The following is a 26,107-nucleotide window of genomic DNA, read 5'->3' as shown; positions in this document are numbered from 1 at the left end:
CTATGCCTTTTGCCGTACCGCGTGCGTTACCGTTGACCATTCTGGCCGCTTTTGTGCTGGCAGGCTGTGCCGAAAAAGGGGCTGCTCCGCTCAAAAAGGGGGAGAAGCCCGTCGACGTGGCGAGCGTTGTGCGGCAGAAAATGCCCGCCAGCGTGAAGGATCGCAACGCGTGGGCAGATGCGCTGGCAAAAACCTTTGAAAGCCAGAAGATTGCCCCGACCGAGGAGAATATCTGCTCGGTGCTGGCGGTGGCGCAGCAGGAGTCGATGTACCAGTCGGACCCGGTCGTGCCGGGTCTGAACAAAATCGCGTGGAAAGAGATCGACCGCCGCGCGGAATCCATGCATATCCCGGCGTTCCTGGTACACACCGCGCTTAAAATCACCTCGCCGAACGGCAAAAGCTACAGCGACCGGCTGGACACGGTGAAAACCGAAAAACAGCTCAGCGCCATTTTTGATGATTTCATCAGCGTGGTCCCCATGGGGCAGAAGCTGTTTGGCTCCCTGAACCCGGTCCACACCGGTGGCCCGATGCAGGTGAGCATTGCGTTCGCCGAGAAGCACACCGACGGCTATCCGTGGAAAATCGACGGTACGGTGCGTCAGGAAGTCTTCTCCCTGCGCGGCGGGCTGTGGTTCGGCACGTATCACCTGCTGAACTATCCGGTGAACTACAGTGAGCCGCTGTACCGCTTTGCTGACTTTAACGCCGGCTGGTATGCCAGCCGTAATGCGGCATTTCAGAGTGCGGTTAGCCGCGCAAGCGGCGTTAAGCTCGCGCTCGACGGCGATCTTATCGCTTACGGCAGCAGCGAGGCGGGAAGCACCGAGCTGGCCGTACGGAAATTATCGACCACGCTTGATATGAGCAACAGCGACATTCGCCGCCAGCTTGAGAAAGGCGACAGCCTGGCCTTTGAGAAAACGGAACTGTACAAGAAGGTGTTTGCGCTGGCGGAGCAAAAAAGCGGAAAAGCGTTACCAAGGGCTATCCTGCCGGGCATACAGCTGGAAAGCCCGAAGATCACGCGTAACCTGACCACCGCATGGTTCGCAAAGCGCGTGGACGATCGCCGGGCGCGCTGTATGGGGCTTTAGCGGCGACGGCGTAAGCGCAGCACTAAGGCCACCACGCCCAGAACCATGCATCCCGCGAGAAAGGGAATCAGGCCGAAGAGGGTACTGACGCCAAATCCAATCTCCACTCGCGGGCGTCCGTTATCCTGCACCTGCATCAGGTGTTCATAAACGCCCGGGGCGTGGACCAGCATATTCAGCAGCTGTGAGCCGGCCCAGAAGCAGAACAGGACAAACAGGGCATAAGCGATATTACCCGCCGTGGAGGTTTTTGGTTTGCCGCCAAAAATCGGTTTCGACAATGTAAAGTCAGCCATATGACCTCCCGAAATATCACTCTGTTTCAATACGCGTCTTACGGGGTGAGTTTGACAGGTCATCGCATTTGTCAATATCAGAATCGTGGTAATTTACCCGCCGGAATCCTCCTGGATTGTCGATTTCTGCAGCACATCACAATTTCGTCACTTAAGTGAAATTGCGTCGCGTTTCAGAATTTCCGTATCTGCCACAGACCTGGCCGTAAAACTGTGAGAGGATGTCTTTTTTTTCCTGCCGGAGTTGTTATGAAGCTCACGTCCAAACTACGCCGTGACTGGCACTACTATGCCTTTGCAATCGGGCTGATCTTTATTCTTAACGGTGTCGTCGGGCTGCTGGGGTTCGAAGCAAAAGGGTGGCAAACGTATGCCGTCGGGCTGGTGACCTGGGTAATCAGCTTCTGGCTGGCGGGGTTGATTATCCGCCGTCGTCCTGAAGAAACGACAGCGGATGAGGCGGAGTCGGCGAATCGCGCCGATTAACCGGTTACGGAACTTTTAAGCGCGCCGTCGGCGGCGTGACGCTCCAGCGCCAGTTCGATCAGGCGGGTGATCAGCTCCGGATAGCTCAGGCCGCTTGCCTGCCACAGCTTCGGATACATGCTGATGTTGGTGAAGCCCGGCAGCGTGTTGATTTCGTTGATCACCACCTCGTTTTCCGGCGTCAGGAACACGTCCACGCGCGCCATGCCGCAGCAGCCGAGCGTCTGATAGGCCTGAATGGCGATCGCGCGGATCTTATCGTTAACCGCCGGATCGAGATCCGCAGGAACCACAACCTGCGCGCCTTGGTCATCAATGTATTTGGTGTCGTAGGAGTAGAAGTCGCTGTTTAACACCACTTCGCCGCAGGTGCTCGCCTGTGGGAAATCGTTGCCCAGCACGGCGCACTCAATTTCACGGCCCTTGATCCCCTGCTCAACCACCACCTTATGGTCGAATTCGAACGCCAGGCGGACGGCCTGGGTGAACTCGGCTTCGCTGGTCACTTTGCTGACGCCCACGGAGGAGCCCTGGTTTGCAGGCTTCACAAACAGCGGCAGACCCAGCTGTTCGCTAATGTGCGCGAAGCTGTGCTTATCGCGGTTGGCGCGGGTGAGCGTCACGAACGGGGCAATATTCAGCCCGGCATCGCGCAGCAGGCGTTTGGTGACGTCTTTGTCCATGCACGCGGCGGAGCCGAGGACGTCCGAGCCGACGAACGGCAGGTTGGCCATGCGCAGCATCCCCTGCAGGGAACCATCTTCCCCCAGCGTGCCGTGAACGATGGGGAAGACGACGTCGATCTGAGCGAGAGCCTGCGCGTTGCCGGCGTCGATGAGTTGCCCCTTCACGACGCCGGGAACGGTGGCGACGCTCACTTCTGAAGGATTCAGGGCGATGTGTGCCGGGTCGTGCGCGTTAAGCAGATACTGGCTGGCATCGTTGACGTGCCACTGGCCCTGTTTATCAATGCCCAACAGCACCACGTCGAAACGGCTTTTATCGATCGCATCAACGATATTTTTGGCCGATTGCAATGACACTTCGTGCTCCGCTGATTTTCCCCCAAAGACAATACCTACGCGCTGCTTAGCCATCTCACTCTCTTCCAGTCTGACGAAAAGCCAATAACATACCACGATGCCCGGCGGGTTTCGCGGCCTTCTGCCATACTATTTTGGGGAATGCTGAGGGGGGAGAGTGAAAGGAAAAACGCTGCTGACCGTATTTATCATTGTGGCCGCTGCAGCGGCGGGCTACCGCTGGTTGCCGTCCTACTACAACCCGTTCAAACCGCTGACCCTGGACGATCCGCCAGGCCGCATCACCCAGTATAAGCTTCGGCGCTTAACGCCCGAGGCGTGCGCAAACCTGCTTGCGCAGGCTAATCAACGCGATCTTATCCGCACCCAGCCGGTCGCTGACAGCGCCGGTGAATGCCCGCTGAGCAACGTGGTGCGCGTGCGCGACTTCGGCCCGGTTGGCCTGAACGGCAGTTTTCTTGCCAGCTGTCCGCTGGCGCTCAGCTCAGCCCTCTTTATCAGCCAGCAGGCCCGACCGCTGACAAAACGCTATACCGGCAGCGACCTCGTGCGTATCGACCACCTCGGCAGCTTTGCCTGCCGCAATATTTACCACCGCCCTGACGCGCGCCGCAGCGAACATGCCACGGCCGAGGCGCTGGATATCGACGCTTTTCGTCTTGCGAACGGCGAACGCGTCACGGTGCTGAACGGCTGGAAGGCGGCAAACACCCAGCCATGGCTGAAGGCCATGCTGGCGGCAAGCTGTGGCTACTACGGGAACGGCCTGGGGCCGGAGTACAACGCGGCGCATGCCAACCATTTTCATCTCGGCATGCGCGGCTTTGGGCTTTGCCGTTGAAGCATAATATTCCGCCAGAGAATGGATAAATTGTGACTTGTTTCACAAATATGATGACTGGGAAGATAAAACACCAAAGTCAGTCAGGCCGCATCTCTGGTGCGACGTCAAAACGCGTAACTTGCTAATCTGTCGGCGAATTCGCCTAAAAATGAAGACTATTTCTTTATGGAATCCTGGAAAGTTAATCTCATCTCGGTCTGGTTCGGCTGCTTCTTTACCGGGCTGGCCATTAGCCAGATCCTGCCGTTCCTGCCGCTGTACGTCTCGCAGCTGGGGGTCACCTCGCACGAAGCGCTCTCCATGTGGTCCGGTCTGACGTTTAGCGTCACGTTTTTGGTCTCCGCCATTGTGTCCCCGATGTGGGGTAGCCTGGCGGATCGGAAGGGCCGTAAGCTGATGCTGCTGCGCGCCTCGCTCGGGATGGCGATCGCCATTCTGCTACAGGCCTTCGCCACCAACGTCTGGCAGCTGTTTTTCCTGCGTGCGGTGATGGGGCTGACGTCCGGGTACATTCCGAATGCCATGGCGCTGGTTGCCTCTCAGGTGCCGCGCGAGCGCAGCGGCTGGGCGCTGAGTACGCTCTCTACGGCGCAGATCAGCGGCGTCATCGGCGGTCCGCTGTTGGGGGGCTTTCTGGCGGACCACGTCGGGCTGCGCGCGGTATTTATCATCACCGCGATCCTGCTGGTGGTCAGCTTTCTGGTGACGCTCTTTCTGATCAAAGAGGGAGGCCGCCCGGTTATCAGTAAAGCTGAACGCCTGAGCGGCAGGGCCGTCTTCGCCTCGCTGCCTTATCCGGGGCTGATGATTAGCCTGTTTGTGACCACCATGGTGATCCAGCTCTGTAACGGGTCGGTCGGTCCGATTCTGGCGCTGTTCATTAAGTCGATGGAGCCGGAGAGCACGAATATCGCCTTTCTGAGCGGCATGATTGCCGCGGTGCCGGGCGTATCCGCCCTGATTTCCGCGCCGCGTCTGGGGAAGCTGGGGGACAGGATCGGCACGGCGCGCATCCTGATGGCGACGCTGATCTTTGCGGTCGTCCTCTTCTTCGCCATGTCGTTCGTCACCTCTCCGCTTCAGCTTGGCGTACTGCGATTCCTGCTCGGCTTTGCTGACGGCGCCATGTTGCCTGCGGTTCAGACCCTGCTGGTTAAATATTCCAGCGACCAGGTGACGGGGCGTATTTTTGGATATAACCAGTCCTTTATGTATCTGGGGAATGTTGCCGGTCCGCTTATTGGCGCATCCGTTTCCGCAATGGCCGGTTTTCGCTGGGTATTTGCGGCCACGGCCATCGTGGTGTTAATCAATATTATCCAGCTGGCGATTGCGCTGCGTCGCCGCAGACAAATGGCGGAGGCCAGATCGGCAAGATAATTGTTCCTTTGATGTATTATATATTCTTATGATAGCCGCATTTTTATATAACAAAATGCGGCGTTTTTATATAGAAAAACGTTTCGCTGAAAATGCCAGCGCACTAATTTGGCGACGACGTCACTTTTGCATAAGATAATAATTTTCTCCGCTTTGCATATTGCATTCCTGGTGTTAATTTCAGGGAAAACCCCATAAGGAAATAGCACGATGAAGAATCTCATTGCTGAGTTGCTGGTTAAGCTTGCACAAAAGGAAGAAGAGTCAAAAGAGCTGGTCGCCCAGGTCGAAGCGCTGGAAATTGTTGTCACCGCGCTGTTGCGTCGGATGGAAACCTCCGATCAGCAGGCGTTAATTGACAGCATCGAAGGCGCCCTCGATAAAGCGCGGCCCGATACCCAGGTGCCACCCGAGGATGCCGAACTGCTTCAGCAATACGTAAAGAAGCTGTTAAGGCATCCGCGCAGCTAAACCGTCACAGGACGTAACGACGTGTCATAGAATTGTCATGCAGGATGCCTATAGTCGCTCTGTTTTTATTTTTATGTATTTGTACATGGAGAAAATAAATTGAAACAGAGCGCACTTTTCATCGCATTACTTCCCCTGTTAATTACCCCCGCCATTTATGCCGATACCACGCAAACCAGCGTGCTGGATAATCGCGCGGCAAAAGGGGATATCACCCAACCCGGCGGCGCGCGCCGTTTATCAGAAGATCAAACTGCCGCTATTCGCGCTTCGCTTAATGATAAGCCCGCGAAAAATATTATTCTGCTGATTGGCGATGGAATGGGCGATTCCGAAATCACGGCGGCGCGAAATTATGCTGAGGGAGCAGGCGGCTTTTTTAAGGGTATCGACGCGTTACCGCTGACCGGACAATATACCCATTACGCGCTGGATAAAAAAACCGGTAAACCGGATTACGTAACGGACTCCGCGGCCTCTGCCACGGCGTGGTCCACCGGCGTGAAAACCTACAATGGCGCGCTGGGCGTGGATATTCACGAAAAAGATCGTCAAACTCTTCTTGAGATGGCAAAAGCGGCGGGCCTGGCGACCGGCAACGTCTCCACCGCTGAGCTTCAGGATGCGACGCCCGCTGCGCTGGTGGCGCACGTCACCTCGCGTAAATGCTACGGTCCGTCAGTGACCAGCGAAAAATGTCCAACCAACGCGCTGGAAAAAGGCGGCAAAGGGTCGATTACGGAACAGCTGCTCAACGCGCGCCCTGACGTGACCCTGGGCGGCGGGGCGAAAACCTTCGCGGAAACCGCAACGGCGGGCGAGTGGCAGGGCAAAACGCTGCGCGAGCAGGCGCAGGCGCGCGGCTACCAGCTGGTGAGTGATGCCCGTTCTCTTGCCGCCATCACCGACGCGAACCAGGACAAGCCGCTGCTGGGGCTCTTCTCTGACGGCAACATGCCCGTGCGCTGGGAAGGTCCAAAAGCCTCGTATCACGGCAATATTGATAAGCCTGCCGTGACCTGTACGCCAAACCCGAAACGCACGGACAGCGTGCCGACGCTGGCGGCGATGACCGATAAAGCCATCTCTCTGCTCAGCAAGAACGAAAAAGGGTTCTTCCTGCAGGTGGAAGGCGCGTCGATCGACAAACAGGATCATGCGGCTAATCCGTGCGGCCAGATTGGTGAAACCGTCGATCTGGACGAAGCGGTGCAGAAGGCGCTGGAATTCGCGAAAAAAGACGGTAACACTCTGGTGATCGTCACCGCCGACCATGCGCACGCCAGCCAGATCGTTCCGCCAGATACCAAAGCGCCGGGCCTGACGCAGGCGCTGAACACCAAAGATGGAGCCGTCATGGTGCTGAGCTACGGCAACTCTGAAGAAGAGTCCATGGAGCACACCGGCACCCAGCTGCGCATTGCCGCCTACGGGCCGCATGCGGCAAACGTGGTGGGCCTGACCGATCAAACGGATCTGTTCTACACCATGAAGGCGGCGCTGGGTCTTAAATGATAAAAACCCCGGCGGAAATCACATCTGCCGGGTGGTTTTTTTCCTGTCACGAGCCAGACTTACAGGGAATGTTCACAAAAGGATGGTGCAATGAAAACAACATTACTGGTTACCCTACTCTCCGGTCTGTTCCTGGCCGCATCGGCAAACGCGGCAGAGAAAACGTTAACCCCGCAACAGCAGCGTATGACCACCTGTAATCAACAGGCGACCTCTCAGAGCCTGAAGGGCGATGCCCGCAAGACCTACATGAGCGACTGCCTCAAAAACGGCGCCGCAAAGCCAGCTGAAAAAAGCCTGACGCCTCAGCAGCAAAAGATGCGTGAGTGTAATGCCAAGGCGACCGAGCAGTCCCTGAAAGGGGACGACCGCAGCAAGTTCATGAGTGCCTGCCTGAAGAAAAAAGTGTAGTTCTAACGGGTGAGCGGCTTCGGCAGCTCACCCGAAATTTCATACTTTCCCCGCAGATCCCCTCTCTATAATTTGGGAAAATGTTTCAGAATATTCCCAAAAATGATGAGTGATGAAACGTATTACAACAAAAAGCGCATTCGTGAAGAGTGGAATTTAACCCTTTCTCAGGATGACCCTCACCGCGCCGGCATTCAGTTTGCCCGACGGGTTCGGCTGGCGCGCGCCGTGGGGCTGGCAGCGATGTTTTTCCCCGTCGCAGGGATGCTGGTCACCCATTTTGTAGCCGGAGGCTGGTGGCTTTTACTGGTGGGGTGGGCGTTCGTCTGGCCCCATTTTGCCTGGCAGCTATCCTGTCGGGCCGCGTCACCGCATCAGCAGGAAATTTTCAATCTTAAAATCGATGCCATTATCGCCGGGCTCTGGATCGGCGTGATGGGGATGAGCGCGTTACCCACGGCAGCGCTGGTGATGATGGTAGGGATGAATATGATGGGTTCCGGCGGCTGCCGACTGTTTATCCCCGGGATCGCGCTGACCCTGCTGTCCGCGCTGGCGGTGCTGCCTTTTTTTGGCCGCATGGCTGTCTTCAACCCCGACCTCCTGGAGTGGGGCTTAACCCTTCCCGTGCTCGTGCTCTATCCTATGCTGTTTGCCTGGCTCAGCCACCGTACCGCCGTCAGGCTTGCCGAGCATAAGCAGCGGCTGGAAATGATGAGTACCCGCGACGGCATGACCGGGGTCTTTAATCGCCGCCACTGGGAAATGCTGCTGCGCAATGAATTTGAGCATTGCCGTCGCGACGGCTGCACCGCCACGATTTTGCTGATTGATATCGACCACTTTAAAAATATCAACGATACCTGGGGGCACGATGTGGGCGACGAGGCGATCGTCGCCATTACGCGCCAGCTCCAGCTTTCGGTGCGCTCAGGCGATGCGATTGGCCGGTTTGGTGGGGACGAGTTTGCGGTGATTATGTCGCAGACCGCGGCGGAAAGCGCCATTGCCGTGATGTCCCGGGTGCATGAGCGGCTGGAAAACCTCTCGTTACCCGGCGCGCCAAAAGAGGCGCTGCGCATCAGCGTGGGCGTTGCCCCCTGGGGACCGCAGTTTGGACATTATCGTGAATGGCTAAAGGCGGCTGACGTGGCCTTGTACAGGGCGAAAAATGCCGGGCGCAGCCGCACCGAGGTGGCCGCCTGACGCCCGGCTCACCATCAGGATTTACTCAGCTTCTCTGATTTTTCCATGCATTTTGCCATCGCTTCAATGACGGCCGAGCGGAACCCGCGTTCTTCCAGCACCCGCACCGCTTCAATGGTGGTACCGCCCGGGGAGCAGACCATATCTTTCAGTTCACCCGGATGTTTGCCGGTTTCCAGCACCATTTTGGCGGAGCCCATCACGGCCTGCGCGGCGAACTTGTACGCCTGCGCACGCGGCATTCCGCCAAGCACGGCGGCATCGGCCATCGCTTCTAAAAACATGAAGACATACGCAGGGGCAGAACCGCTGACGCCGACCACCGGATGGATCATCGCTTCGGCAATCACTTCAGCTTCACCGAAGCAGCGGAAAATGTTCAGTACATCAGCCACTTCTTCAGTCGTCACCAGCGCGTTAGGCGTGACGGAGGTCATACCGGCGTTGACCAGTGAAGGGGTGTTGGGCATCGCGCGGACGATTTTACGGTCGTGACCCAGCGCGCGCGCCAGCTGATCGAGCGTGACGCCGGCGGCAATCGACACCACCAGCGTCTCTTTATTCAGGCTGGAGGTGATATCGCTCAGCACTTTGATCATGATGTTCGGCTTGACGGCGCCAAAGACGATATCGGCAACCTGGGCCACTTCCTGCGCGCTTTCGGCGGCGTTGATCCCGTATTCATCGCGCAGCGCGGCGACCTTGTCCGGTGACGGGGTATAGACCCAAATCTGACCCGGCAGCACCTGCCCGCTGGCGATCAGGCCGCCCAGGATGGCTTTGCCCATGTTACCGCAGCCGATAAACCCGATTTTCTTGTCCATCACGATTCTCCGTCATTATGCGTTGTTTTCTCTGATGGATAGCTTAACAACGAAATGCAGGCGACAATAGTCGGCAGAGTCATTATGGGGAGACAACATGGCGATTTGGGTTGATGCGGACGCGTGTCCGAATGTGATTAAAGAGATTTTATTTCGCGCCGCCGAGCGCGTTCAGATGCCGCTGACGCTGGTGGCGAACCAGAATATACGCGTACCGCCTTCGCGCTTCATTCGTTCTTTACGCGTCCCGGCCGGGTTCGACGTGGCGGATAACGAAATTGTTCGCCTGTGCAGCGCGGAGGATCTGGTGATCACGGCGGATATTCCGCTGGCGGCAGAGGTGCTGGAAAAAGGAGCGGCGGCACTCAATCCGCGCGGTGAGCGATATTCGCCTTCTACCATTCGCGAAAAACTCACTATGCGCGACTTTATGGATACGATGCGGGCCAGCGGCGTGCAGACCGGCGGGCCGGACAGCCTGTCCCAGCGCGATCGCCAGCAGTTTGCGGCCGAGCTGGATAAATGGCTGCTGGAAGTGAAGCGCCGCACAGCGTAATGATAATTATTGTCAATTTGTGGTACAGTGTGGCCTCCACAGGGTTGTCATCCCGTACCGCTTTGCAGTAAAGTAATCGACACATCTTCTGCAATGATTTCTTTACACTCTTCGCCATCCGGCATCAAGGGGAACACCTGGCTATGACCCAACCCATCTTTTTAGTTGGCCCCCGCGGCTGTGGGAAAACCACCGTTGGCCTGGAGCTGGCACGCGTGTGTCATCGCCAGTTTGTGGATACCGACCACTGGCTGCAAACCGAGGCCGGAAAAACCATCGCTGAGATTGTTGAGCAAGAGGGATGGGAAAGCTTTCGCGCACGCGAAACCGCCGCGCTGAAAGCGGTCACCACGCCTGCTGCCGTGATTGCGACCGGCGGGGGCATTGTTCTCGCCGAGTGTAACCGTCATTTTATGCGCGAAAAGGGGATTGTGATTTATCTCAGCGCGCCGGTGTCGGCTCTGGTGGGGCGTCTGGAAGCCTTTCCGGAAGAGGGGCAACGCCCTGCGCTAACCTCCAGACCGCTCAGCGAAGAGGTGAGCGAAGTGCTGGCGGAACGCGATGCGTTATACCGCGAGGCGGCTCACCACGTGGTGGATGCGTCCGCCTCTCCCGAAGACGTTGTGATTCAGATTATTACCGCCCTGCGTTTGGCTTGTGCCAGCTAACCGGCGTCTATACTGATAGCTCAGACATAAAAAAAAGGATGAGCTATGCCAACCAGACCTCCCTATCCGCGTGAAGCGCGCATTGTTACCGTTGAAAAAGGCCAGACGGGTCATACCGTGACCTGGTATCAACTGCGTGCCGACCACCCTAAGCCGGACTCGCTGATCAGCGAACATGAGAGTGAACAGGAAGCGCTGGATGCGAAGCGGCGCTACGAAGATCCTGATAAAACCTGAATGTTTTCCTAAACGTTCCAATATCGTGCCTGAATCACACTTTTAACTCATCGGGAAAGTTAAGCAGGAGTTAATATTTAGTTATTACAAGTCACTCCGGTATCGGCAGGCGATCTTTACATTTCGATGTCGCGATCGCCTGCTACGCTTGGTGCTGTTTTGTTGAAAAAATGAACTGTGCAGCGTAGTGAGCCTGTACCTGTGTGCACGATGTTGGAGTAATGGAAGGCGATTAAGATGAAGGCAACGTTGGCGATCCTCACCATTGGTGTGGTCCCTGTAAGCGAAGTGTTACCGCTCTTAACCGAGCATGTATCTGAACAACAGATAACGCATCTGAGCCTGCTGGGGAAGATGAGTCGGGAAGAGGTCATGGAAGACTACGCTGTCGAGGCGGGGGAGGATCCCCTGGCGACGTTATTAAGTGACGGTAAACTGGCGCACGTTTCCCGCCAGAAGATCGAGCGCGCGCTGCAGGGCGTGATAGAAGTGCTCGATAATCAAGGTTATGACGTTATTTTGCTGATGAGCACCGCCCCCATTAAGGGCCTCACGGCGCGCAATGCGATTTTGCTGGAGCCGATGCGCATCATTCCGCCGCTGGTGGCCTCTATCGTTGATGGTCATCAGGTGGGGGTGATTGTTCCCATCGAGGAGCTCATGGATAACCAGGAGGCAAAATGGCACGTGCTGGAAAAAGTGCCCCTGTATGCGCTGGCAAATCCGTTCTGGGACAGTGAGGCAAAGCTGATTGCTGCCGGGAAGGAACTGCTGGAGAGAGGCGCCGATGTTCTGATCCTGGACTGCCTGGGTTTCCATCAGCATCACCGCGATCTGCTGCAAAAAGCGCTCGATGTGCCCGTGCTGTTATCCAACGTTCTGATGGCCCGCCTGGCCTCGGAGCTTCTCACGTAATGATTTTGCGTGACAGGCGATGAGCATGGCCCCTATATTGAATTTTTATCTAAAAATATAAGGGCCAGTTCATGCTTCAAAGTAACGAATACTTTTCCGGTAAAGTGAAATCCATTGGTTTTACCAGCAGCAGCACTGGCCGCGCCAGTGTCGGCGTTATGGCGGAAGGGGAATATACCTTTGGCACAGCGGAAGCGGAAGAGATGACGGTCGTCAGCGGTGCGCTGAACGTCTTACTGCCGGGTGAAACCGAATGGAAAGTGTATGCTGCCGGAGAGGTTTTCAACGTGCCTGGTCACAGCGAATTTCATTTGCAGGTGGCTGAACCGACCTCTTATCTGTGCCGCTACCTGAAATAAAAAATTAGCCGGGTGGCGCTAACGCATACCCGGCCTATGTTTTGCTCGTTATCTCTGCGCTTCGCCGCCGAGACCTTCCACCAGGCTCTGAATCAACGCGGCCAGCTCGCCGGTCATCAGGATGAAGTCCGCGTCAAAACGCTGGGCGTAATCTTCCCTGTCGATATCTTCGTTCTGATCGCGCAGCTCGTCGCAGAACTTCAGGCGCTTCACGGAGCCGTCGTCGCACATCACGAACTGAATACGCTGCTGCCAGTCGAGCGCCAGCTTGGTGACCACTTTTCCCGCTTCGATGTGGACGGCGATCTCGTCGCTCACCAGATCCTGCTTCTTCGCGCGGATCACGCCGCCATCTTCCAGCAGGGCCTTCAGCTCGGCTTCATCAAGGATCTGGAAACCCTGTGCCGCCGCACCGCTGCGTACCCATTCGGTCAGCGTCAGCTCGATCGGCGTTTCCAGCGCCAGCGGAACGACCGGTAAAGATCCGAGGCTCTTGCGCAGCAGGGCTAGCGTATCTTCTGCTTTCTTGGCGCTGGCGCAGTCGACCATGATCAGCCCGTTAACGGTGTCGATCCACATCATGGTCTGACTGAAGCGGCTAAAGGCGCGCGGCAGCAGTGAATGCAGAACTTCATCTTTCAGCGAGTCTTTTTCGGTCTTTTTCAGCTTGCGGCCCTGTTCGGCTTCCAGCTTGAAAATTTTCGCCTCGAGCGCCTGCTTCACCACCGGCGTCGGCAGGATTTTCTCTTCTTTACGGGCGCAGACGATGATTTGACCCGTGCTGCTGGCGTGGGTCAATGCATCGCTTTGTGATCCCATTGGCGGAACCCAACCGGTCTTCGCCATGTCCTGGCTACCGCAAGGGGAAAAGGTATAAGCGGCTAACTGTTTTTCCATCTCTTCTGCACGCAGCGAAACGTCGCGGCTGAGACGGTAAACCATCAAATTTTTGAACCACAGCATGATAATTTCCACGGCCTTGTCGTTAAATCAGCGGGCATGATAACGAATTGTCGCATCGCTTGCATTGCTAATCGGGAAGCGTGCTTCTACTCTGTTGATAATCAAAATAATGAGGAGAGTCCTGTGCGTATTGGGATCGATTTGGGCGGCACCAAAACAGAAGTCATCGCGCTGAGCGAGCAGGGGGAGCAGCTGTTCCGCCATCGTCTGCCGACGCCGCGCGATGATTATCACCAGACTATCGAGACGATTGCGCAACTGGTCGACATGACCGAGCAGGCGACGGGGCAAACCGGCAGCGTCGGGATGGGGATCCCGGGGTCGATCTCGCCGTATACCGGGGTGGTTAAAAACGCCAACTCCACCTGGCTCAACGGTCAGCCGTTTGATAAAGATTTAAGCGCGCGCCTGAAGCGGGAAGTGCGTCTGGCCAACGACGCCAACTGTCTGGCGGTCTCTGAGGCCATCGACGGCGCGGCGGCCGGTGCCCAGACCGTGTTTGCCGTCATCATCGGTACCGGCTGCGGCGCGGGCGTGGCGTTCGGCGGGCGCGCCCATATCGGCGGTAACGGTACCGCGGGCGAGTGGGGGCACAACCCGCTGCCGTGGATGGATGAAGATGAGCTTAAATACCGGGCTGAAGTGCCGTGCTACTGCGGTAAACAAGGCTGTATTGAGACGTTTATCTCCGGCACCGGTTTTGCGAGCGACTACCACCGTCTGAGCGGCCAGCCGCTTAAGGGCAACGAAATCATGCGTCTGGTCGAAGAGCAGGATCCGGTCGCCGAACTGGCGCTTAGCCGCTACGAAATGCGGCTGGCGAAATCTCTGGCGCACGTGGTGAATATTCTCGATCCGGACGTAATTGTGCTCGGCGGCGGCATGAGCAATGTCGACCGGCTGTACGCCACGGTACCGAACCTGGTGAAGCAGTGGGTCTTCGGCGGCGAGTGTGAAACCCCGATCCGCAAAGCCGTCCACGGTGACTCCAGCGGCGTGCGCGGCGCGGCATGGCTGTGGCCGGAATAAACGGTTCTGTAGGCCCGGTAAGCGAAGCGCCACCGGGCGAATTCAGGCAGCCACAATAAAAAAGCCGGGTGACGGCTACGCCTTACCCGGCCTACATGATGGAGTGGGCCTTTACTGCACGGCAAACTCTTTATCCAGCCTGCTATACCCCAGCCCGTTAATCTTCTTCACTTTGATCTGCACCGGAATGCGCTCTTTCATCGCCTCTACGTGGCTGATCACGCCGATGGTTTTTCCGGTGGCGTTCAGCGCATCCAGCGCATCCAGCGCGGTATCCAGCGTTTCACTGTCGAGCGTGCCGAACCCTTCGTCCAGGAACAGGGAATCGATCCGCGTCTTATGGCTCACCAGGTCGGAAAGGGCCAGCGCCAGCGCCAGGCTGACGAGGAAGCTCTCGCCGCCCGAGAGCGTGCGGGTATCGCGAACCGCATCCGCCTGCCACGTATCGACCACTTCCAGCTCCAGCGCGTCGCTGGCCTTACGCTGCAACAAATAACGCCCGTGCAGACGGTTAAGCTGCTGATTAGCAAGCCAGACAAGATTGTCCAGCGTCAGCCCCTGGGCGAACTTACGGAACTTGTCGCCGGTGCTGGAGCCGATAAGCGCATTCAGGTATCCCCAGTCGTCGGCCTGGCGCGAGGCCTCTTCAATTTGCTGCAGCAGCGCCAGCTGGTGCTGCCGGTTATCGTTGTCCTGCTTAAGCTGCTGGCGGATCTCACCCTGATGCGTGGTGTTCTCGCGTAGCCGCTGCGCCAGCTGCTGCAGCTGGCTTTGCAGCGTCGGGGCATCGGCGTCGAGCCCCTCCGGCCGCAGGGCCAGATGCGCGTCCAGCTGCTGGTTAGCCTGGCCGCACAGCGCCGCGGCCTGCTGGATCTGGTTTTCCAGCGACTGCTTTAGCTGTTCAAGGTGGCGAATAGCGCCGTCATCCAGCAGGGCGGCAAGAAACGCGTCCCGATCGGCAAAACAGCTCGCCGCGAGCGCCGCGGTGAACTGCGTCTGTGACTGCTGCAGGCGCTCTTGCTCCAGCTTTTCCTGCTGCTGCTGCGCGGCGAGCTGGCTTTGCAGCGACACGCATTCGTCGTGGATGGCGCGCCAGTTATCAGGGATAACCTGTTCGGTGTCTTCGCTGTTCGTTGCCGGAAGCGCGTCGAGCAATGGCTTCAGAGCGTTTATACGTTCCTGAAGCACGCCGTGCTGCGTTTGTTTCTCCTGCCACTGCGCGAATTCAGCTTCACGGGCCTGAAGCCAGGCGGCTTCCTGACTCTCTTCAGGTGCGTTAAGTGAGAGCGCGAGCAGGGCATGTTCCAGCGCCTGCCGCGTGGCCGCCAGCTGCTGCTGATACTGCCGCTCCTGCGTTTCCTGTTCGCTCAGCTGGTTCTGCAGGGTGAGACGCTGACTGAGCTGATAAAGCTGGCGCTCGTAATGTTCCTGTTCGTTCAACCATGGCGCGATATCGTCCTGAATATTCAAGGTAATGTTCAGTGATGTGCAGGCTGCCACCCACTCTTTAGTGAGCGCTTGCTCTTCCTGAGAAAGCGTCTGCGCGTCGTCTGTCTCGCGCTGGATCTGTTGAGTCAGGGCATTGACCTGTCCCAGCACCAGCAGGCCTTCCTCTTTAAGGGCGGCGACCTCTTTTTCCAGGGCATCACGGCGGCGCTGGTTATCCGTCAGCTCAAGCGACTGATATTGCTCAACGGCCGGATGTTCGCAGGAACCGCACAGCGGACAGGGTTTGCCCGCCTCAAGCTGGGAACGGTAATGCTCCAGCTTCTTAATTGTTGCTTCGGTTTCGCACAGGGCTTTTAGATCGAGATAATGCTGGTGTTTCTCTTTGTACTGCTGGCGGCGCAGCGCCAGCGTTTCATTAAGCTTGCTTTGCTCTGCCTGAGCTTTCTGCACGCTTTCACCGCTCTGGCGCAGGCGCTTTTGCAGCGGCTGATAGCGGGCATGCAGCAACGTCAGCCGCTGGCGCAGCGGGCGTGAACGGGACTGCTGCTCCATGGCTGCGCTGACCTCGTCCGCCGTCAGGATCAGCGTATTTTCCGGCATCTCTGCCAGCTTGTGACGTAATTCATTCATCCGTGCAGCAAGCGAGGCCAGCTGCGCGTTATCGCGGTTAAGCTGCGAGAACTGGGCGCGCCAGCCGGCGATCTCCTGGCCCAGCAGGCGATAGCGCTCGTGATCCGCCAGCCACTGCACGATCGCCGTCAGTTCGGCCTGAAGCTGCTCGTGGTCACGCACGGCGGTATTGCGGATGCGCGAACGCAGTGCGGTTTTGGCCTGTAAGCGAGTATTTACTTCAACAATTCGCTGCTGGGTTTGCGCCAGGCGCGCGGTTTGCTCCTGCTGGTGCTCCCAAAGGGGGCGAAGCTGGGCGGCGGGCAGGGCAAGCTGGAGCGTTGCCAGCTCTGGCGCCGCGTTCGTCAGCGCCTGCTGCGCCTGCTGCTGCATTGCGGTGACGCGCTGCTGCTCCAGTACGAGCTCATCATAACGCGTAAGCCACTGAAAATGTGTCTGCTGGCTTTGCTGCTGAACCAACAGACTTTTCTCTTCGTCAGTAAGTGCCTGCAAACTTTGCTGTAACTGCTGCTGCTGGTCTTCGCTCAGCAGCACAACGCCCGCCGCCTGCGCCTCGCATTTTTCCAGCACGCTGCGGGCGGCCTTATGTTTCTCAAACACCATGGCGGAAATCTGGCCGTAGATTTCGGTGCCGGTCAGCTCTTCCAGCAGCTCGGCACGATCGCTCGGCTTGGCATTGAGGAAGGCGGCAAACTGCCCCTGGGAGAGCAGCATCGAGCGGGTAAAGCGGCCGTAGTCCAGCCCGGTGAGCGCGGCGGTTTGCTCCAGTTTGTCCGTCACCTTATCGGCCAGAATTTTGCCATCTGCGCAGCGCGCCAGCTCCACGCGCGGCGCCTGCAGGTTCCCGTCCGGCTGGTTGCGCGCCCGGTTCTGGCTCCAGAAGGCGCGGTAGGCGGTGCCTTTTACCTCGAACTCCACCTCCGCCAGGCACTCGGCGGTGTCGCGCGTCATCAGGTCGTTTTGCGCCTGAGAGACCTTCTGCAGGCGCGGCGTTTCGTGATAAAGCGCCAGGCAGATGGCGTCGAGCAGGGTGGTTTTGCCTGCCCCGGTCGCGCCGGTGATGGCAAACAGACCGTTGCTGGCAAAGGGCTCGGCGGTGAAGTCAATTTTCCACTCGCCCTTGAGGGAATTAAGATTTTTCAGGCGCAGGCTCAGAATTTTCACGCGTTTTCTTCCTCATCATTGAGCGCATGCAGGGTATGGCTGAACAGGTCGCTAAGCCTTGCGCGCTTCGCGTCGTCGATTTCTTCCTGCGAGAGCCTGCGTTCAAACACCTCTTCCACCCGCAGTTCGCTGAGCGTTTCCCGCTGGGCGCCTAACAGAATTTTCTCGCGCTGCTCGCGGCTGCGGCGTACCAGTAACACCTCTACCGGCAGGTCTTCGGTCAGCGCCTGGATTTTACGCTGCATGTCATGCAGGTAGTCGTCGGTGGTGATTTCGATATCCAGCCAGATGGGGGGATCCTGTTCGACGCCGCGCCACTGCTCAAGCTGGGCGGTAATGGCGTCGAGATCGCCTTTCAGCACCGCCAGCGGCTGGGTGACCGGCACTTCCAGCGTCTCGACGGCGGCGAGTTTACCCTCGCTGAAGCTCACCAGATGGACGGATTTGGCTTTGCCCGTCTCGTCAAAGCTGAGCGAAAGAGGCGAGCCGCAGTAGCGAATGTGCTCGCTGCCGCCGACCATCTGCGCCCGGTGAATGTGCCCGAGCGCAATGTAGTCGGCTGGCGGGAAATTTTGCGCCGGGAAAGCATCCAGCGTGCCGATATAGATGTCACGCACGGCGTCACTTTTACTGGCCCCGACGGTGGTGAGATGCCCGGTCGCAATCACCGGAATCGGCTGGTCGCCCCGCAGGGCGCAGGCATCGGCGTGCTGCTGGCGATAATAGTCGGTGATGGCCTCTAATAAATGCTGCTGCTTTTCCGCGCCCGATAGCCCCGCCTGGCTTTGCACGATGTCGCGCGGACGTAAAAACGGTATCGGGCACAGCACCGCCCCCGGCGACCCGTCGCGCTTTTTCAGGATCTGCGGGGCGTGCCCGGCACTGGCGACGACGGTGGTATTGAGAAACGCCAGGATATCGCGGGACTCGTTGAGCGTGGCGACGGAATCATGGTTGCCAGCGACAATCACCAGATGACAGCCGGTTTGCTGCAGATTCACCACGAAGCGGTTGTACAGCTCGCGCGCATAGCTCGGCGGCGAACCGGTATCAAAGATGTCACCCGCCACGATAATCGCGTCCACCTCGTGCGTCCGGGCCGTTTCCAGCAGCCAGTTCAGGAACGCTTCATGTTCAGCCGCACGGCTTTTGCTGTAAAAATTTTGACCCAGATGCCAGTCCGAGGTGTGAAGTATGCGCATAGCGGTTCCGTGGCAAAAAAGAGAAAGCAGGATTATAAACGTTCAGAGAGGGGAAAATAACCGCTGTAATAAAACAACGGTTTGCCCGCTAACGTGGTACTGTTTTTCATAAATCTGTCATAAATCTGACGCATAATGGCGCCGAATTACAAACTTGTAACGTAAATAAGATAAGACAGGGCAAAGTATGGCGAGACGTATTCTGGTCGTAGAAGATGAAGCTCCAATTCGTGAAATGGTGTGCTTCGTGCTCGAGCAAAACGGCTTCCAGCCGGTTGAAGCGGAAGATTATGACAGCGCTGTGAACCAGCTGAATGAACCCTGGCCCGATCTGATTCTGCTGGACTGGATGCTGCCCGGCGGCTCCGGACTGCAGTTTATCAAACACCTCAAGCGTGAAGCGCTGACCCGCGACATTCCGGTTGTGATGCTTACGGCGCGCGGAGAAGAAGAGGATCGCGTGCGCGGTCTGGAGACCGGCGCGGACGATTACATTACCAAACCGTTCTCCCCAAAAGAGCTGGTGGCCCGCATTAAAGCCGTGATGCGCCGTATTTCACCGATGGCGGTGGAAGAGGTGATTGAGATGCAGGGACTGAGCCTTGACCCCACGTCACACCGGGTGATGACCGGCGAAAATCCCCTCGACATGGGGCCTACCGAATTTAAGCTCCTGCACTTCTTTATGACCCACCCGGAGCGCGTTTACAGCCGCGAGCAGTTGCTGAATAACGTCTGGGGAACTAACGTGTATGTCGAAGACCGGACGGTTGACGTCCATATCCGCCGCCTGCGAAAAGCGCTGGAACTGAGCGGCCACGATCGCATGGTGCAGACGGTCCGCGGCACGGGTTATCGTTTTTCGACCCGTTTCTGAACAATGACAGGAGTGTGACGCGTGCTGGAACGTCTGTCATGGAAAAGGCTCGTCTTTGAACTGATCTTATGCTGTATTCCCGCCCTCATTCTGGGGGCCTTTCTTGGACACCTGCCGTGGTTTCTGCTGGCGTCGGTCACCGGGCTGCTGATCTGGCATTTCTGGAACCTGCTGCGCCTCTCGTGGTGGCTGTGGGTTGACCGAAGCATGACGCCGCCGCCGGGAAGCGGCAGCTGGGAGCCGCTGTTGTACGGTCTGCATCAGATGCAGATGCGTAATAAAAAGCGCCGCCGCGAGCTGGGAAGCCTGATTAAACGCTTTCGCAGCGGCGCGGAGTCGCTGCCGGATGCGGTGATCCTGACCACCGAAGAGGGGACGATCTTCTGGTGTAACGGCCTGGCGCAGCAGCTGCTCGGCCTGCGCTGGCCGGACGACAATGGTCAGAACATCCTCAACCTTCTGCGCTATCCCGAGTTCACGCTGTATCTGAAAAAGCGTGATTTTAGCCGCCCGCATAACCTCAAGCTCAATAACGGTCGTCATCTGGAAATCCGCGTGATGCCCTACAGCGATAAGCAGTGGCTGATGGTGGCGCGCGATGTCACCCAGATGCACCAGCTGGAAGGGGCGCGTCGCAACTTCTTCGCCAACGTCAGCCACGAGCTGCGTACCCCGCTGACCGTGCTTCAGGGCTACCTGGAGATGATGCAGGAGCAAACGCTGGAAGGCGCGCCGCGGGAAAAAGCGCTGCACACCATGCGTGAGCAAACGCACCGCATGGAAGGGCTGGTGAAGCAGCTGCTGACACTCTCGAAGATTGAAGCGGCGCCCACGCTCGCGCTGAATGACACCATTGATGTGCCGATGATGCTGCGGGTCGTGGAGCGCGAAGCGCAGACGTTGAGCCACAAAAAGCATCACCTGACCTTTGAGGTCGACAGCACGCTAAAGGTGCTGGGCAGCGAAGATGAACTGCGCAGCGCCATTTCCAACCTGGTGTATAACGCCGTGAATCATACGCCGGAGGGGACGGAGATCGTGGTGCGCTGGCGCCATACCTCAACGGGAGCCGAGTTTAGCGTGGAGGACAACGGGCCGGGGATTGCCCCTGAGCATATTCCGCGTCTGACCGAGCGCTTCTACCGTGTGGATAAAGCGCGATCGCGACAGACGGGCGGAAGCGGCCTGGGGCTGGCTATTGTGAAACACGCGGTGAATCACCACGAAAGCCGTCTCGATATTCAGAGTATGGTGGGGAAAGGAACTCGCTTCAGCTTCGTTATCCCGGAACGTTTAATTGCCAAAAAGAGCGCCTGACGGCAGGCGTGTCATTTTACCTTTCCACGGGTCAGCCATCGCTGGCCCGTTTGCTTTGCAGTCAAACGAAACGCGGATGAATTTTATACGGCTGACTGTTTTTTGTTCGCATGATTAGCCATGGGTTTTTCTTATAAATAGCGTATTGTTCTGGTGCGTATTTTCATGCTGGCATATTGTTCTGGTTTTACGATCCCACCTTGCCTTTAAACGTTATAAGCGTTTAAATTGCGCCCCAGATACTGTCGGACCGACTGTATTTGCGTGGTAAATCGAAAAACTATTCTTCTCCACGCCTGGACGGGAGCATATCCCGCTGAAATTGAGCAAATTTTCGGCTGTATCGTCCCGTCAGGGATAGCGAAAATCTCAATGTTTTCAACACCACATCCACAGGCAGTAAGGTTTTATGACCCATCACTTAAAATCGCGTGACATCATCGCGCTGGGCTTTATGACATTTGCGCTGTTCGTTGGCGCAGGCAACATCATTTTCCCTCCAATGGTTGGCTTACAGGCGGGTGAACACGTCTGGACCGCCGCGTTTGGCTTCCTGATTACTGCCGTGGGTCTGCCGGTACTGACCGTCATCGCGCTGGCGAAGGTCGGCGGCGGCGTGGATAGCCTCAGCACCCCGATTGGCAAAGTGGCTGGCGTACTGCTGGCTACCGTCTGCTATCTGGCCGTTGGCCCGCTGTTTGCCACCCCGCGCACGGCGACCGTCTCCTTCGAAGTGGGTATTGCTCCCCTGACCGGTGACGGCGCGATGCCGCTGTTTATCTACAGCCTGATCTACTTCGCGATCGTGATTCTGGTTTCCCTCTATCCGGGCAAACTGCTTGATACCGTGGGTAACTTCCTGGCTCCGCTGAAAATTGTGGCGCTGATTGTTCTGGCGGTAGCGGCTATTGTCTGGCCAGCGGGCCCGATTAGCGATGCGATGGACGCCTATAAAAACGCCGCGTTCTCTAACGGCTTTGTGAACGGCTACCTGACGATGGATACGCTGGGCGCCATGGTGTTTGGTATCGTTATCGTTAACGCCGCGCGTTCCCGCGGTGTGACCGAAGCGCGCCTGCTGACCCGCTATACCATTTGGGCTGGCCTGATGGCCGGTGTGGGCCTGACGCTGCTGTATCTGGCGCTGTTCCGTCTGGGTTCCGATAGCGCCATGCTGGTCGATCAGAACGCCAACGGTGCGGCTATCCTGCACGCCTACGTCCAGCACACCTTCGGCGGTGCGGGCAGTATGCTGCTGGCGGCGCTGATCTTCCTGGCCTGTCTGGTGACCGCGGTTGGCCTGACCTGCGCCTGTGCAGAGTTCTTTGCACAGTATCTGCCGCTCTCCTACCGCACCCTGGTGTTTATCCTCGGCATCTTCTCTATGGCGGTGTCCAACCTCGGTCTGAGCCACCTGATTCAGGTCTCTATTCCGGTACTGACGGCGATTTATCCGCCGTGCATCGTGCTGGTGGTGCTGAGCTTCACCCGCCCGTGGTGGAACAACTCCTCACGAATTATTGCGCCAGCCATGTTTATCAGCCTGATTTTTGGTATCCTTGACGGGATTAAAGCATCAGCTTTCGCTGACATTCTGCCAGCCTGGACACAGCGTCTGCCGCTGTCCGAGCAGGGCCTGGCTTGGCTGATGCCTACCGTTGTTGCGCTGGTTCTGGCGATTATCTGGGACCGTGCTGCAGGGCGTCAGGTTGCATCGAACGCGCATTAATCAACGGCAACAAACTGTTTAACCACGGGGCTTAAGGCCCCGTGGTTTTTTGTTTTTTTCGTGTTGAATGGCAAGACTTAAATGGAAAGCACTAACAAACTTAAGCGTGGATTGAGCACCCGCCACATCCGCTTTATGGCGCTGGGCTCTGCTATCGGCACCGGTCTTTTTTATGGCTCGGCAGATGCCATCAAAATGGCCGGTCCCAGCGTGCTGCTGGCGTACATCATCGGCGGCGTGGCGGCATATATCATCATGCGCGCGCTCGGCGAAATGTCGGTTCACAACCCGTCCGCCAGCTCATTCTCCCGCTATGCGCAGGAAAACCTTGGCCCGCTGGCCGGATTTATCACCGGCTGGACCTACTGCTTCGAAATCCTGATTGTCGCCATTGCCGACGTGACGGCGTTCGGCATCTATATGGGCGTCTGGTTCCCGGCGGTGCCGCACTGGATATGGGTGCTGAGCGTGGTGCTGATTATCTGTGCCGTCAACCTGATGAGCGTGAAGGTGTTCGGCGAGCTGGAATTCTGGTTCTCCTTCTTCAAGGTCGCCACCATCATCATCATGATTGTGGCCGGTTTTGGCATCATCATCTGGGGGATCGGCAACGGCGGGCAGCCGACCGGTATTCACAACCTCTGGAGCAACGGGGGCTTCTTCAGCAACGGCTGGCTCGGGATGGTCATGTCGCTGCAAATGGTAATGTTCGCCTACGGCGGTATTGAGATTATCGGCATCACCGCCGGAGAAGCGAAAGACCCGGAGAAATCCATTCCGCGCGCCATCAACTCGGTGCCGATGCGTATTCTGGTGTTCTACGTGGGTACGCTGTTCGTGATCATGTCCATCTACCCGTGGAATCAGGTCGGCACCAACGGTAGCCCGTTTGTTCTGACCTTCCAGCATATGGGCATCGCCTTTGCGGCCAGCATTCTGAACTTTGTGGTGCTGACCGCGTCGCTCTCCGCGATCAACAGCGACGTATTCGGCGTGGGCCGTATGCTGCACGGCATGGCGGAGCAGGGCAGCGCGCCGAAGGTGTTCGCCAAAACCTCACGCCGCGGCACGCCGTGGGTGACCGTCGTGGTGATGACCGTGGCGCTGCTGTTCTCGGTTTACCTGAACTACATCATGCCGGAGAACGTCTTCCTGGTGATTGCGTCGCTGGCGACCTTCGCGACGGTGTGGGTGTGGATCATGATCCTGCTGTCGCAGATTGCCTTCCGCCGTCGCCTGTCGCCGGATGAGGCGAAAGCGCTGAAGTTCAAAGTCCCGGGCGGGGTGGCAACCACCGTCGTCGGGCTGATCTTCCTGGTGTTTATCATTGGCCTGATTGGCTACCATCCGGACACCCGCATTTCGCTGTACGTGGGCTGCGCGTGGATCGTGCTGCTGCTGGTGGGATGGGTGTTTAAATGCCGCCGCGACCGCCAGCTGGCGGAAGTGCAGTAAGGTAAAAATGCCGGGTGGCGCTGCGCTTACCCGGCCTACACTCCCTTTTGCCCCGAAAAAAATCTCCTCCTCCGTTCTCCTCCCCCAATAATCCCGAACACGATGAGCTATCCTTAACCACCCTGTGGCAAGGTGACGTCAATTTCATCAAAGGGGATTCGTGATGTTAAACGCCTGGCACCTTCCGGTTGCCCCATTTGTTAAGCAAAACAAAGACAACCTTGTGATTACGCTCTGGCTGGCGGGAGAAAATCAGCCTGAACGCGTGACGCTCCGCGCCGAAGTGGATAACGAAGAAACGTCGCTGAAAATGCACAAGCAGCGCAGCCAGCCGCAGCCGGGGATTACGGCGTGGCGGGCGAATATCGACCTGAACAGCGGACAGCCTCGCCGCCGCTATAGCTTTAAGCTGCTGTGGAATAACCGCCAGCTGTGGTTTACCCCCCAGGGGTTTAGCCGTTTCCCGCCCGCCCGGCTGGAGCAGTTCGCGGTAGATTACCCGGATAACGGCCCGCACTGGGTTAACGATCAGGTCTTTTACCAGATTTTCCCGGACCGTTTTGCGCGCAGCGAAAAGCGTACGGCGGATCAGGATAAGGTCTATTACCACCACGCGGCGGGTCATGACATCATTCTGAAAGCGTGGGATGAGCCGCTGACCGCCCAGGCAGGGGGATCGACCTTCTACGGCGGCGACCTCGACGGCATCAGCGAAAAGCTGTCGTACCTGAAAAAACTGGGCGTGACGGCCCTGTATCTCAACCCGGTGTTTAAAGCCCCCAGCGTACACAAATACGATACCGAAGATTATCGCCACGTTGACGCGCAGTTTGGCGGCGACGAGGCGCTGCTGCGCCTGCGTAAGAACACCCAAAATGAAGGCATGCGCCTGATTCTGGACGGCGTGTTCAACCACAGCGGCGATTCGCACGCCTGGTTTGACCGGCATAACCAGTCGATGGGCGGGGCGTGCCATAACCCGGACTCGCCGCAGCGCGACTGGTACAGATTTAACGAGGAGGGGCGCGCGCTGGACTGGCTGGGCTACGCGAGCCTGCCGAAGCTGGATTTCCAGTCATCAACGCTTGTGAATGAAATCTACGGCGGCGAGGACAGCATCGTCCGCCACTGGCTGAAGGCACCGTGGAATATGGACGGCTGGCGTCTGGACGTGGTGCATATGCTCGGCGAGGCGGGCGGGGCGCGCAATAATCTTCAGCACGTCGCCGGGATTACGCGCTCGGCGAAGGCGGCCCGGCCGGAGGCGTTCGTCTTTGGCGAGCACTTTGGCGACGCGCGCCAGTGGCTGCAGAATGATGCGGAAGATGCTGCGATGAACTATCGCGGCTTTACCTTCCCGCTGTGGGGATTCCTCGCCAACACCGATATCTCCTACGATCCGAATCATATCGACGCGGAAACCTGCATGGCGTGGATGGAGAACTACCGCGCCGGCCTGTCGCATCAGCAGCAGCTGCGGATGTTTAACCAGCTCGATAGCCACGATACCGCGCGCTTTAAGTCCCTGCTCGGCAAGGACGTGGCGCGTCTGCCGCTCGCAGTGACCTGGCTTTTCACCTGGCCGGGCGTGCCGTGCATCTATTACGGCGACGAAGTGGGGCTGGACGGCAACAACGATCCGTTCTGCCGCAAAACCTTCCCGTGGGAGCCCGAGAAACAGGACAAGGTGCTGTTCAGCCTGTATCAGCGGCTGGCGAAGCTGCGTAAGCAGAGTCTCGCCCTGCGCTATGGCGGCTGTCAGGTGGTGTACGCCCACGATAACGTGGTGGTGTTTGCCCGCGTCTATAACCAGCAGCGCGTGCTGGTGGCGATCAACCGGGGCGAAGCCTGCGAAGTGGTGCTGGATGATTCTCCGCTGCTGAAGGTGGCCATGTGGAAGAATAAAGAGGGCAAGGCGACGATACAGGACGGCGTGCTGGCGCTGCCGGCGATATCCGCGACGATCTGGCTCGGTAGCTAA

General features: G+C 57.8%; 25 protein-coding genes. 19 read left to right on the top strand and 6 right to left on the bottom strand.

Translation table 11 applies throughout. The features are described 5' to 3' along the window. Window positions 1-2 precede the first annotated feature (2 nt). Window positions 3-1,100: a DUF1615 domain-containing protein gene (locus tag ACJBF3_RS09235; protein ID WP_045328285.1), complete on the top strand. Its 1,098-nt coding sequence runs from the start codon at window positions 3-5 to the stop codon at window positions 1,098-1,100. Here ACJBF3_RS09235 and ACJBF3_RS09230 read toward each other — a convergent pair. After that, complete coding sequence (locus ACJBF3_RS09230) at window positions 1,097-1,396, bottom strand: DUF2755 family protein (RefSeq protein WP_032638402.1); 300 nt, start codon at window positions 1,394-1,396, stop codon at window positions 1,097-1,099. The two genes, ACJBF3_RS09235 and ACJBF3_RS09230, sit on opposite strands and share 4 nt — an antisense overlap. Before the next feature lie 249 nt (window positions 1,397-1,645). On the opposite strand from ACJBF3_RS09230, the gene ACJBF3_RS09225 reads away from it, so the two are divergent. After that, complete coding sequence (locus ACJBF3_RS09225) at window positions 1,646-1,882, top strand: DUF2754 domain-containing protein (protein ID WP_032638404.1); 237 nt, start codon at window positions 1,646-1,648, stop codon at window positions 1,880-1,882. On the opposite strand, the gene ddlA is transcribed toward ACJBF3_RS09225, so the two are convergent. Then, window positions 1,879-2,979 carry a D-alanine--D-alanine ligase gene (gene ddlA / locus ACJBF3_RS09220; protein WP_045328288.1) on the bottom strand — a complete coding sequence of 367 codons (1,101 nt, stop codon included), beginning with the start codon at window positions 2,977-2,979 and terminating at the stop codon, window positions 1,879-1,881. The two genes, ACJBF3_RS09225 and ddlA, sit on opposite strands and share 4 nt — an antisense overlap. A gap of 103 nt (window positions 2,980-3,082) precedes the next feature. Here ddlA and ACJBF3_RS09215 point away from each other — a divergent pair, with 103 nt between their 5' ends. The 6 genes from ACJBF3_RS09215 (at window position 3,083) to adrA (ending at window position 8,752) form a co-directional block, all read left to right on the top strand. Continuing rightward, window positions 3,083-3,766 (top strand): extensin family protein, encoded by a 684-nt coding sequence (locus ACJBF3_RS09215; protein ID WP_045328290.1) that lies wholly within the window; start codon window positions 3,083-3,085, stop codon window positions 3,764-3,766. A 168-nt stretch (window positions 3,767-3,934) separates the two neighbouring features. Then, on the top strand, window positions 3,935-5,149 hold the full coding sequence (locus ACJBF3_RS09210) for a multidrug efflux MFS transporter (protein ID WP_045328292.1): 1,215 nt from the start codon (window positions 3,935-3,937) through the stop codon (window positions 5,147-5,149). 210 nt (window positions 5,150-5,359) lie between these two features. Further along, window positions 5,360-5,620 carry an anti-adapter protein IraP gene (gene iraP, locus ACJBF3_RS09205; protein WP_045328293.1) on the top strand — a complete coding sequence of 87 codons (261 nt, stop codon included), beginning with the start codon at window positions 5,360-5,362 and terminating at the stop codon, window positions 5,618-5,620. A gap of 99 nt (window positions 5,621-5,719) precedes the next feature. Beyond that, window positions 5,720-7,135, top strand: coding sequence for an alkaline phosphatase (gene phoA, locus ACJBF3_RS09200; RefSeq protein WP_045328294.1), 1,416 nt, complete (start codon window positions 5,720-5,722; stop codon window positions 7,133-7,135). A 90-nt stretch (window positions 7,136-7,225) separates the two neighbouring features. Continuing rightward, window positions 7,226-7,546: a phosphate starvation-inducible protein PsiF gene (gene psiF / locus ACJBF3_RS09195; protein ID WP_045328295.1), complete on the top strand. Its 321-nt coding sequence runs from the start codon at window positions 7,226-7,228 to the stop codon at window positions 7,544-7,546. A gap of 102 nt (window positions 7,547-7,648) precedes the next feature. Beyond that, on the top strand, window positions 7,649-8,752 hold the full coding sequence (adrA, locus tag ACJBF3_RS09190) for a diguanylate cyclase AdrA (protein ID WP_045328296.1): 1,104 nt from the start codon (window positions 7,649-7,651) through the stop codon (window positions 8,750-8,752). 14 nt (window positions 8,753-8,766) lie between these two features. Here the strand turns inward: adrA and proC are convergent, their stop codons facing one another. After that, window positions 8,767-9,576, bottom strand: coding sequence for a pyrroline-5-carboxylate reductase (proC, locus tag ACJBF3_RS09185; protein WP_032638420.1), 810 nt, complete (start codon window positions 9,574-9,576; stop codon window positions 8,767-8,769). Between the two features lie 97 nt (window positions 9,577-9,673). Between proC and ACJBF3_RS09180 the strand changes: the two genes are divergently transcribed. The 5 genes from ACJBF3_RS09180 (at window position 9,674) to ppnP (ending at window position 12,311) form a co-directional block, all read left to right on the top strand. Next, a complete protein-coding gene (locus tag ACJBF3_RS09180) occupies window positions 9,674-10,132 on the top strand; it encodes a YaiI/YqxD family protein (protein WP_010428006.1) in 459 nt (152 codons plus the stop codon). Window positions 10,133-10,275: 143 nt separating this feature from the next. Beyond that, window positions 10,276-10,800: a shikimate kinase AroL gene (gene aroL, locus ACJBF3_RS09175; protein ID WP_045328297.1), complete on the top strand. Its 525-nt coding sequence runs from the start codon at window positions 10,276-10,278 to the stop codon at window positions 10,798-10,800. Window positions 10,801-10,845: 45 nt separating this feature from the next. After that, complete coding sequence (yaiA, locus tag ACJBF3_RS09170; RefSeq protein WP_045328298.1) at window positions 10,846-11,037, top strand: protein YaiA; 192 nt, start codon at window positions 10,846-10,848, stop codon at window positions 11,035-11,037. Window positions 11,038-11,274: 237 nt separating this feature from the next. Further along, the gene (locus ACJBF3_RS09165; RefSeq protein ID WP_032638427.1) at window positions 11,275-11,952 is read left to right on the top strand and encodes an AroM family protein; all 678 of its coding nucleotides are present in this window, start codon (window positions 11,275-11,277) and stop codon (window positions 11,950-11,952) included. Between the two features lie 71 nt (window positions 11,953-12,023). Next, a complete protein-coding gene (gene ppnP, locus ACJBF3_RS09160) occupies window positions 12,024-12,311 on the top strand; it encodes a pyrimidine/purine nucleoside phosphorylase (protein ID WP_045328300.1) in 288 nt (95 codons plus the stop codon). A gap of 48 nt (window positions 12,312-12,359) precedes the next feature. Here ppnP and rdgC read toward each other — a convergent pair whose 3' ends face one another. Further along, window positions 12,360-13,274 carry a recombination-associated protein RdgC gene (rdgC, locus tag ACJBF3_RS09155; RefSeq protein ID WP_045328301.1) on the bottom strand — a complete coding sequence of 305 codons (915 nt, stop codon included), beginning with the start codon at window positions 13,272-13,274 and terminating at the stop codon, window positions 12,360-12,362. 123 nt (window positions 13,275-13,397) lie between these two features. Between rdgC and mak the strand changes: the two genes are divergently transcribed. After that, on the top strand, window positions 13,398-14,303 hold the full coding sequence (mak, locus tag ACJBF3_RS09150; RefSeq protein WP_045328303.1) for a fructokinase: 906 nt from the start codon (window positions 13,398-13,400) through the stop codon (window positions 14,301-14,303). A 111-nt stretch (window positions 14,304-14,414) separates the two neighbouring features. Here the strand turns inward: mak and sbcC are convergent, their stop codons facing one another. Then, complete coding sequence (gene sbcC, locus ACJBF3_RS09145; RefSeq protein ID WP_047716259.1) at window positions 14,415-17,546, bottom strand: exonuclease subunit SbcC; 3,132 nt, start codon at window positions 17,544-17,546, stop codon at window positions 14,415-14,417. Next, complete coding sequence (gene sbcD / locus ACJBF3_RS09140) at window positions 17,543-18,748, bottom strand: exonuclease subunit SbcD (RefSeq protein ID WP_045328306.1); 1,206 nt, start codon at window positions 18,746-18,748, stop codon at window positions 17,543-17,545. The genes sbcC and sbcD overlap by 4 nt, the downstream gene beginning before the upstream one ends. Before the next feature lie 187 nt (window positions 18,749-18,935). Between sbcD and phoB the strand changes: the two genes are divergently transcribed. The 5 genes from phoB (at window position 18,936) to malZ (ending at window position 26,107) form a co-directional block, all read left to right on the top strand. Then, complete coding sequence (gene phoB / locus ACJBF3_RS09135) at window positions 18,936-19,625, top strand: phosphate response regulator transcription factor PhoB (protein ID WP_008503265.1); 690 nt, start codon at window positions 18,936-18,938, stop codon at window positions 19,623-19,625. A gap of 21 nt (window positions 19,626-19,646) precedes the next feature. Further along, window positions 19,647-20,942, top strand: a complete 1,296-nt coding sequence (phoR, locus tag ACJBF3_RS09130; RefSeq protein ID WP_045328308.1) for a phosphate regulon sensor histidine kinase PhoR — start codon at window positions 19,647-19,649, stop codon at window positions 20,940-20,942. A gap of 409 nt (window positions 20,943-21,351) precedes the next feature. Then, window positions 21,352-22,671, top strand: coding sequence for a branched-chain amino acid transporter carrier protein BrnQ (gene brnQ / locus ACJBF3_RS09125; protein WP_047716261.1), 1,320 nt, complete (start codon window positions 21,352-21,354; stop codon window positions 22,669-22,671). A gap of 81 nt (window positions 22,672-22,752) precedes the next feature. Next, a complete protein-coding gene (proY, locus tag ACJBF3_RS09120; RefSeq protein WP_045328313.1) occupies window positions 22,753-24,126 on the top strand; it encodes a proline-specific permease ProY in 1,374 nt (457 codons plus the stop codon). Between the two features lie 163 nt (window positions 24,127-24,289). Next, window positions 24,290-26,107 carry a maltodextrin glucosidase gene (gene malZ, locus ACJBF3_RS09115; protein WP_045328315.1) on the top strand — a complete coding sequence of 606 codons (1,818 nt, stop codon included), beginning with the start codon at window positions 24,290-24,292 and terminating at the stop codon, window positions 26,105-26,107.

It is taken from the genome of Enterobacter sp. PP-008-ECC_S150 (assembly GCF_045257065.1).
Classification (GTDB): Bacteria; Pseudomonadota; Gammaproteobacteria; order Enterobacterales; family Enterobacteriaceae; genus Enterobacter; species Enterobacter chengduensis.
This window is presented reverse-complemented; position numbering and strand designations above follow the sequence as displayed.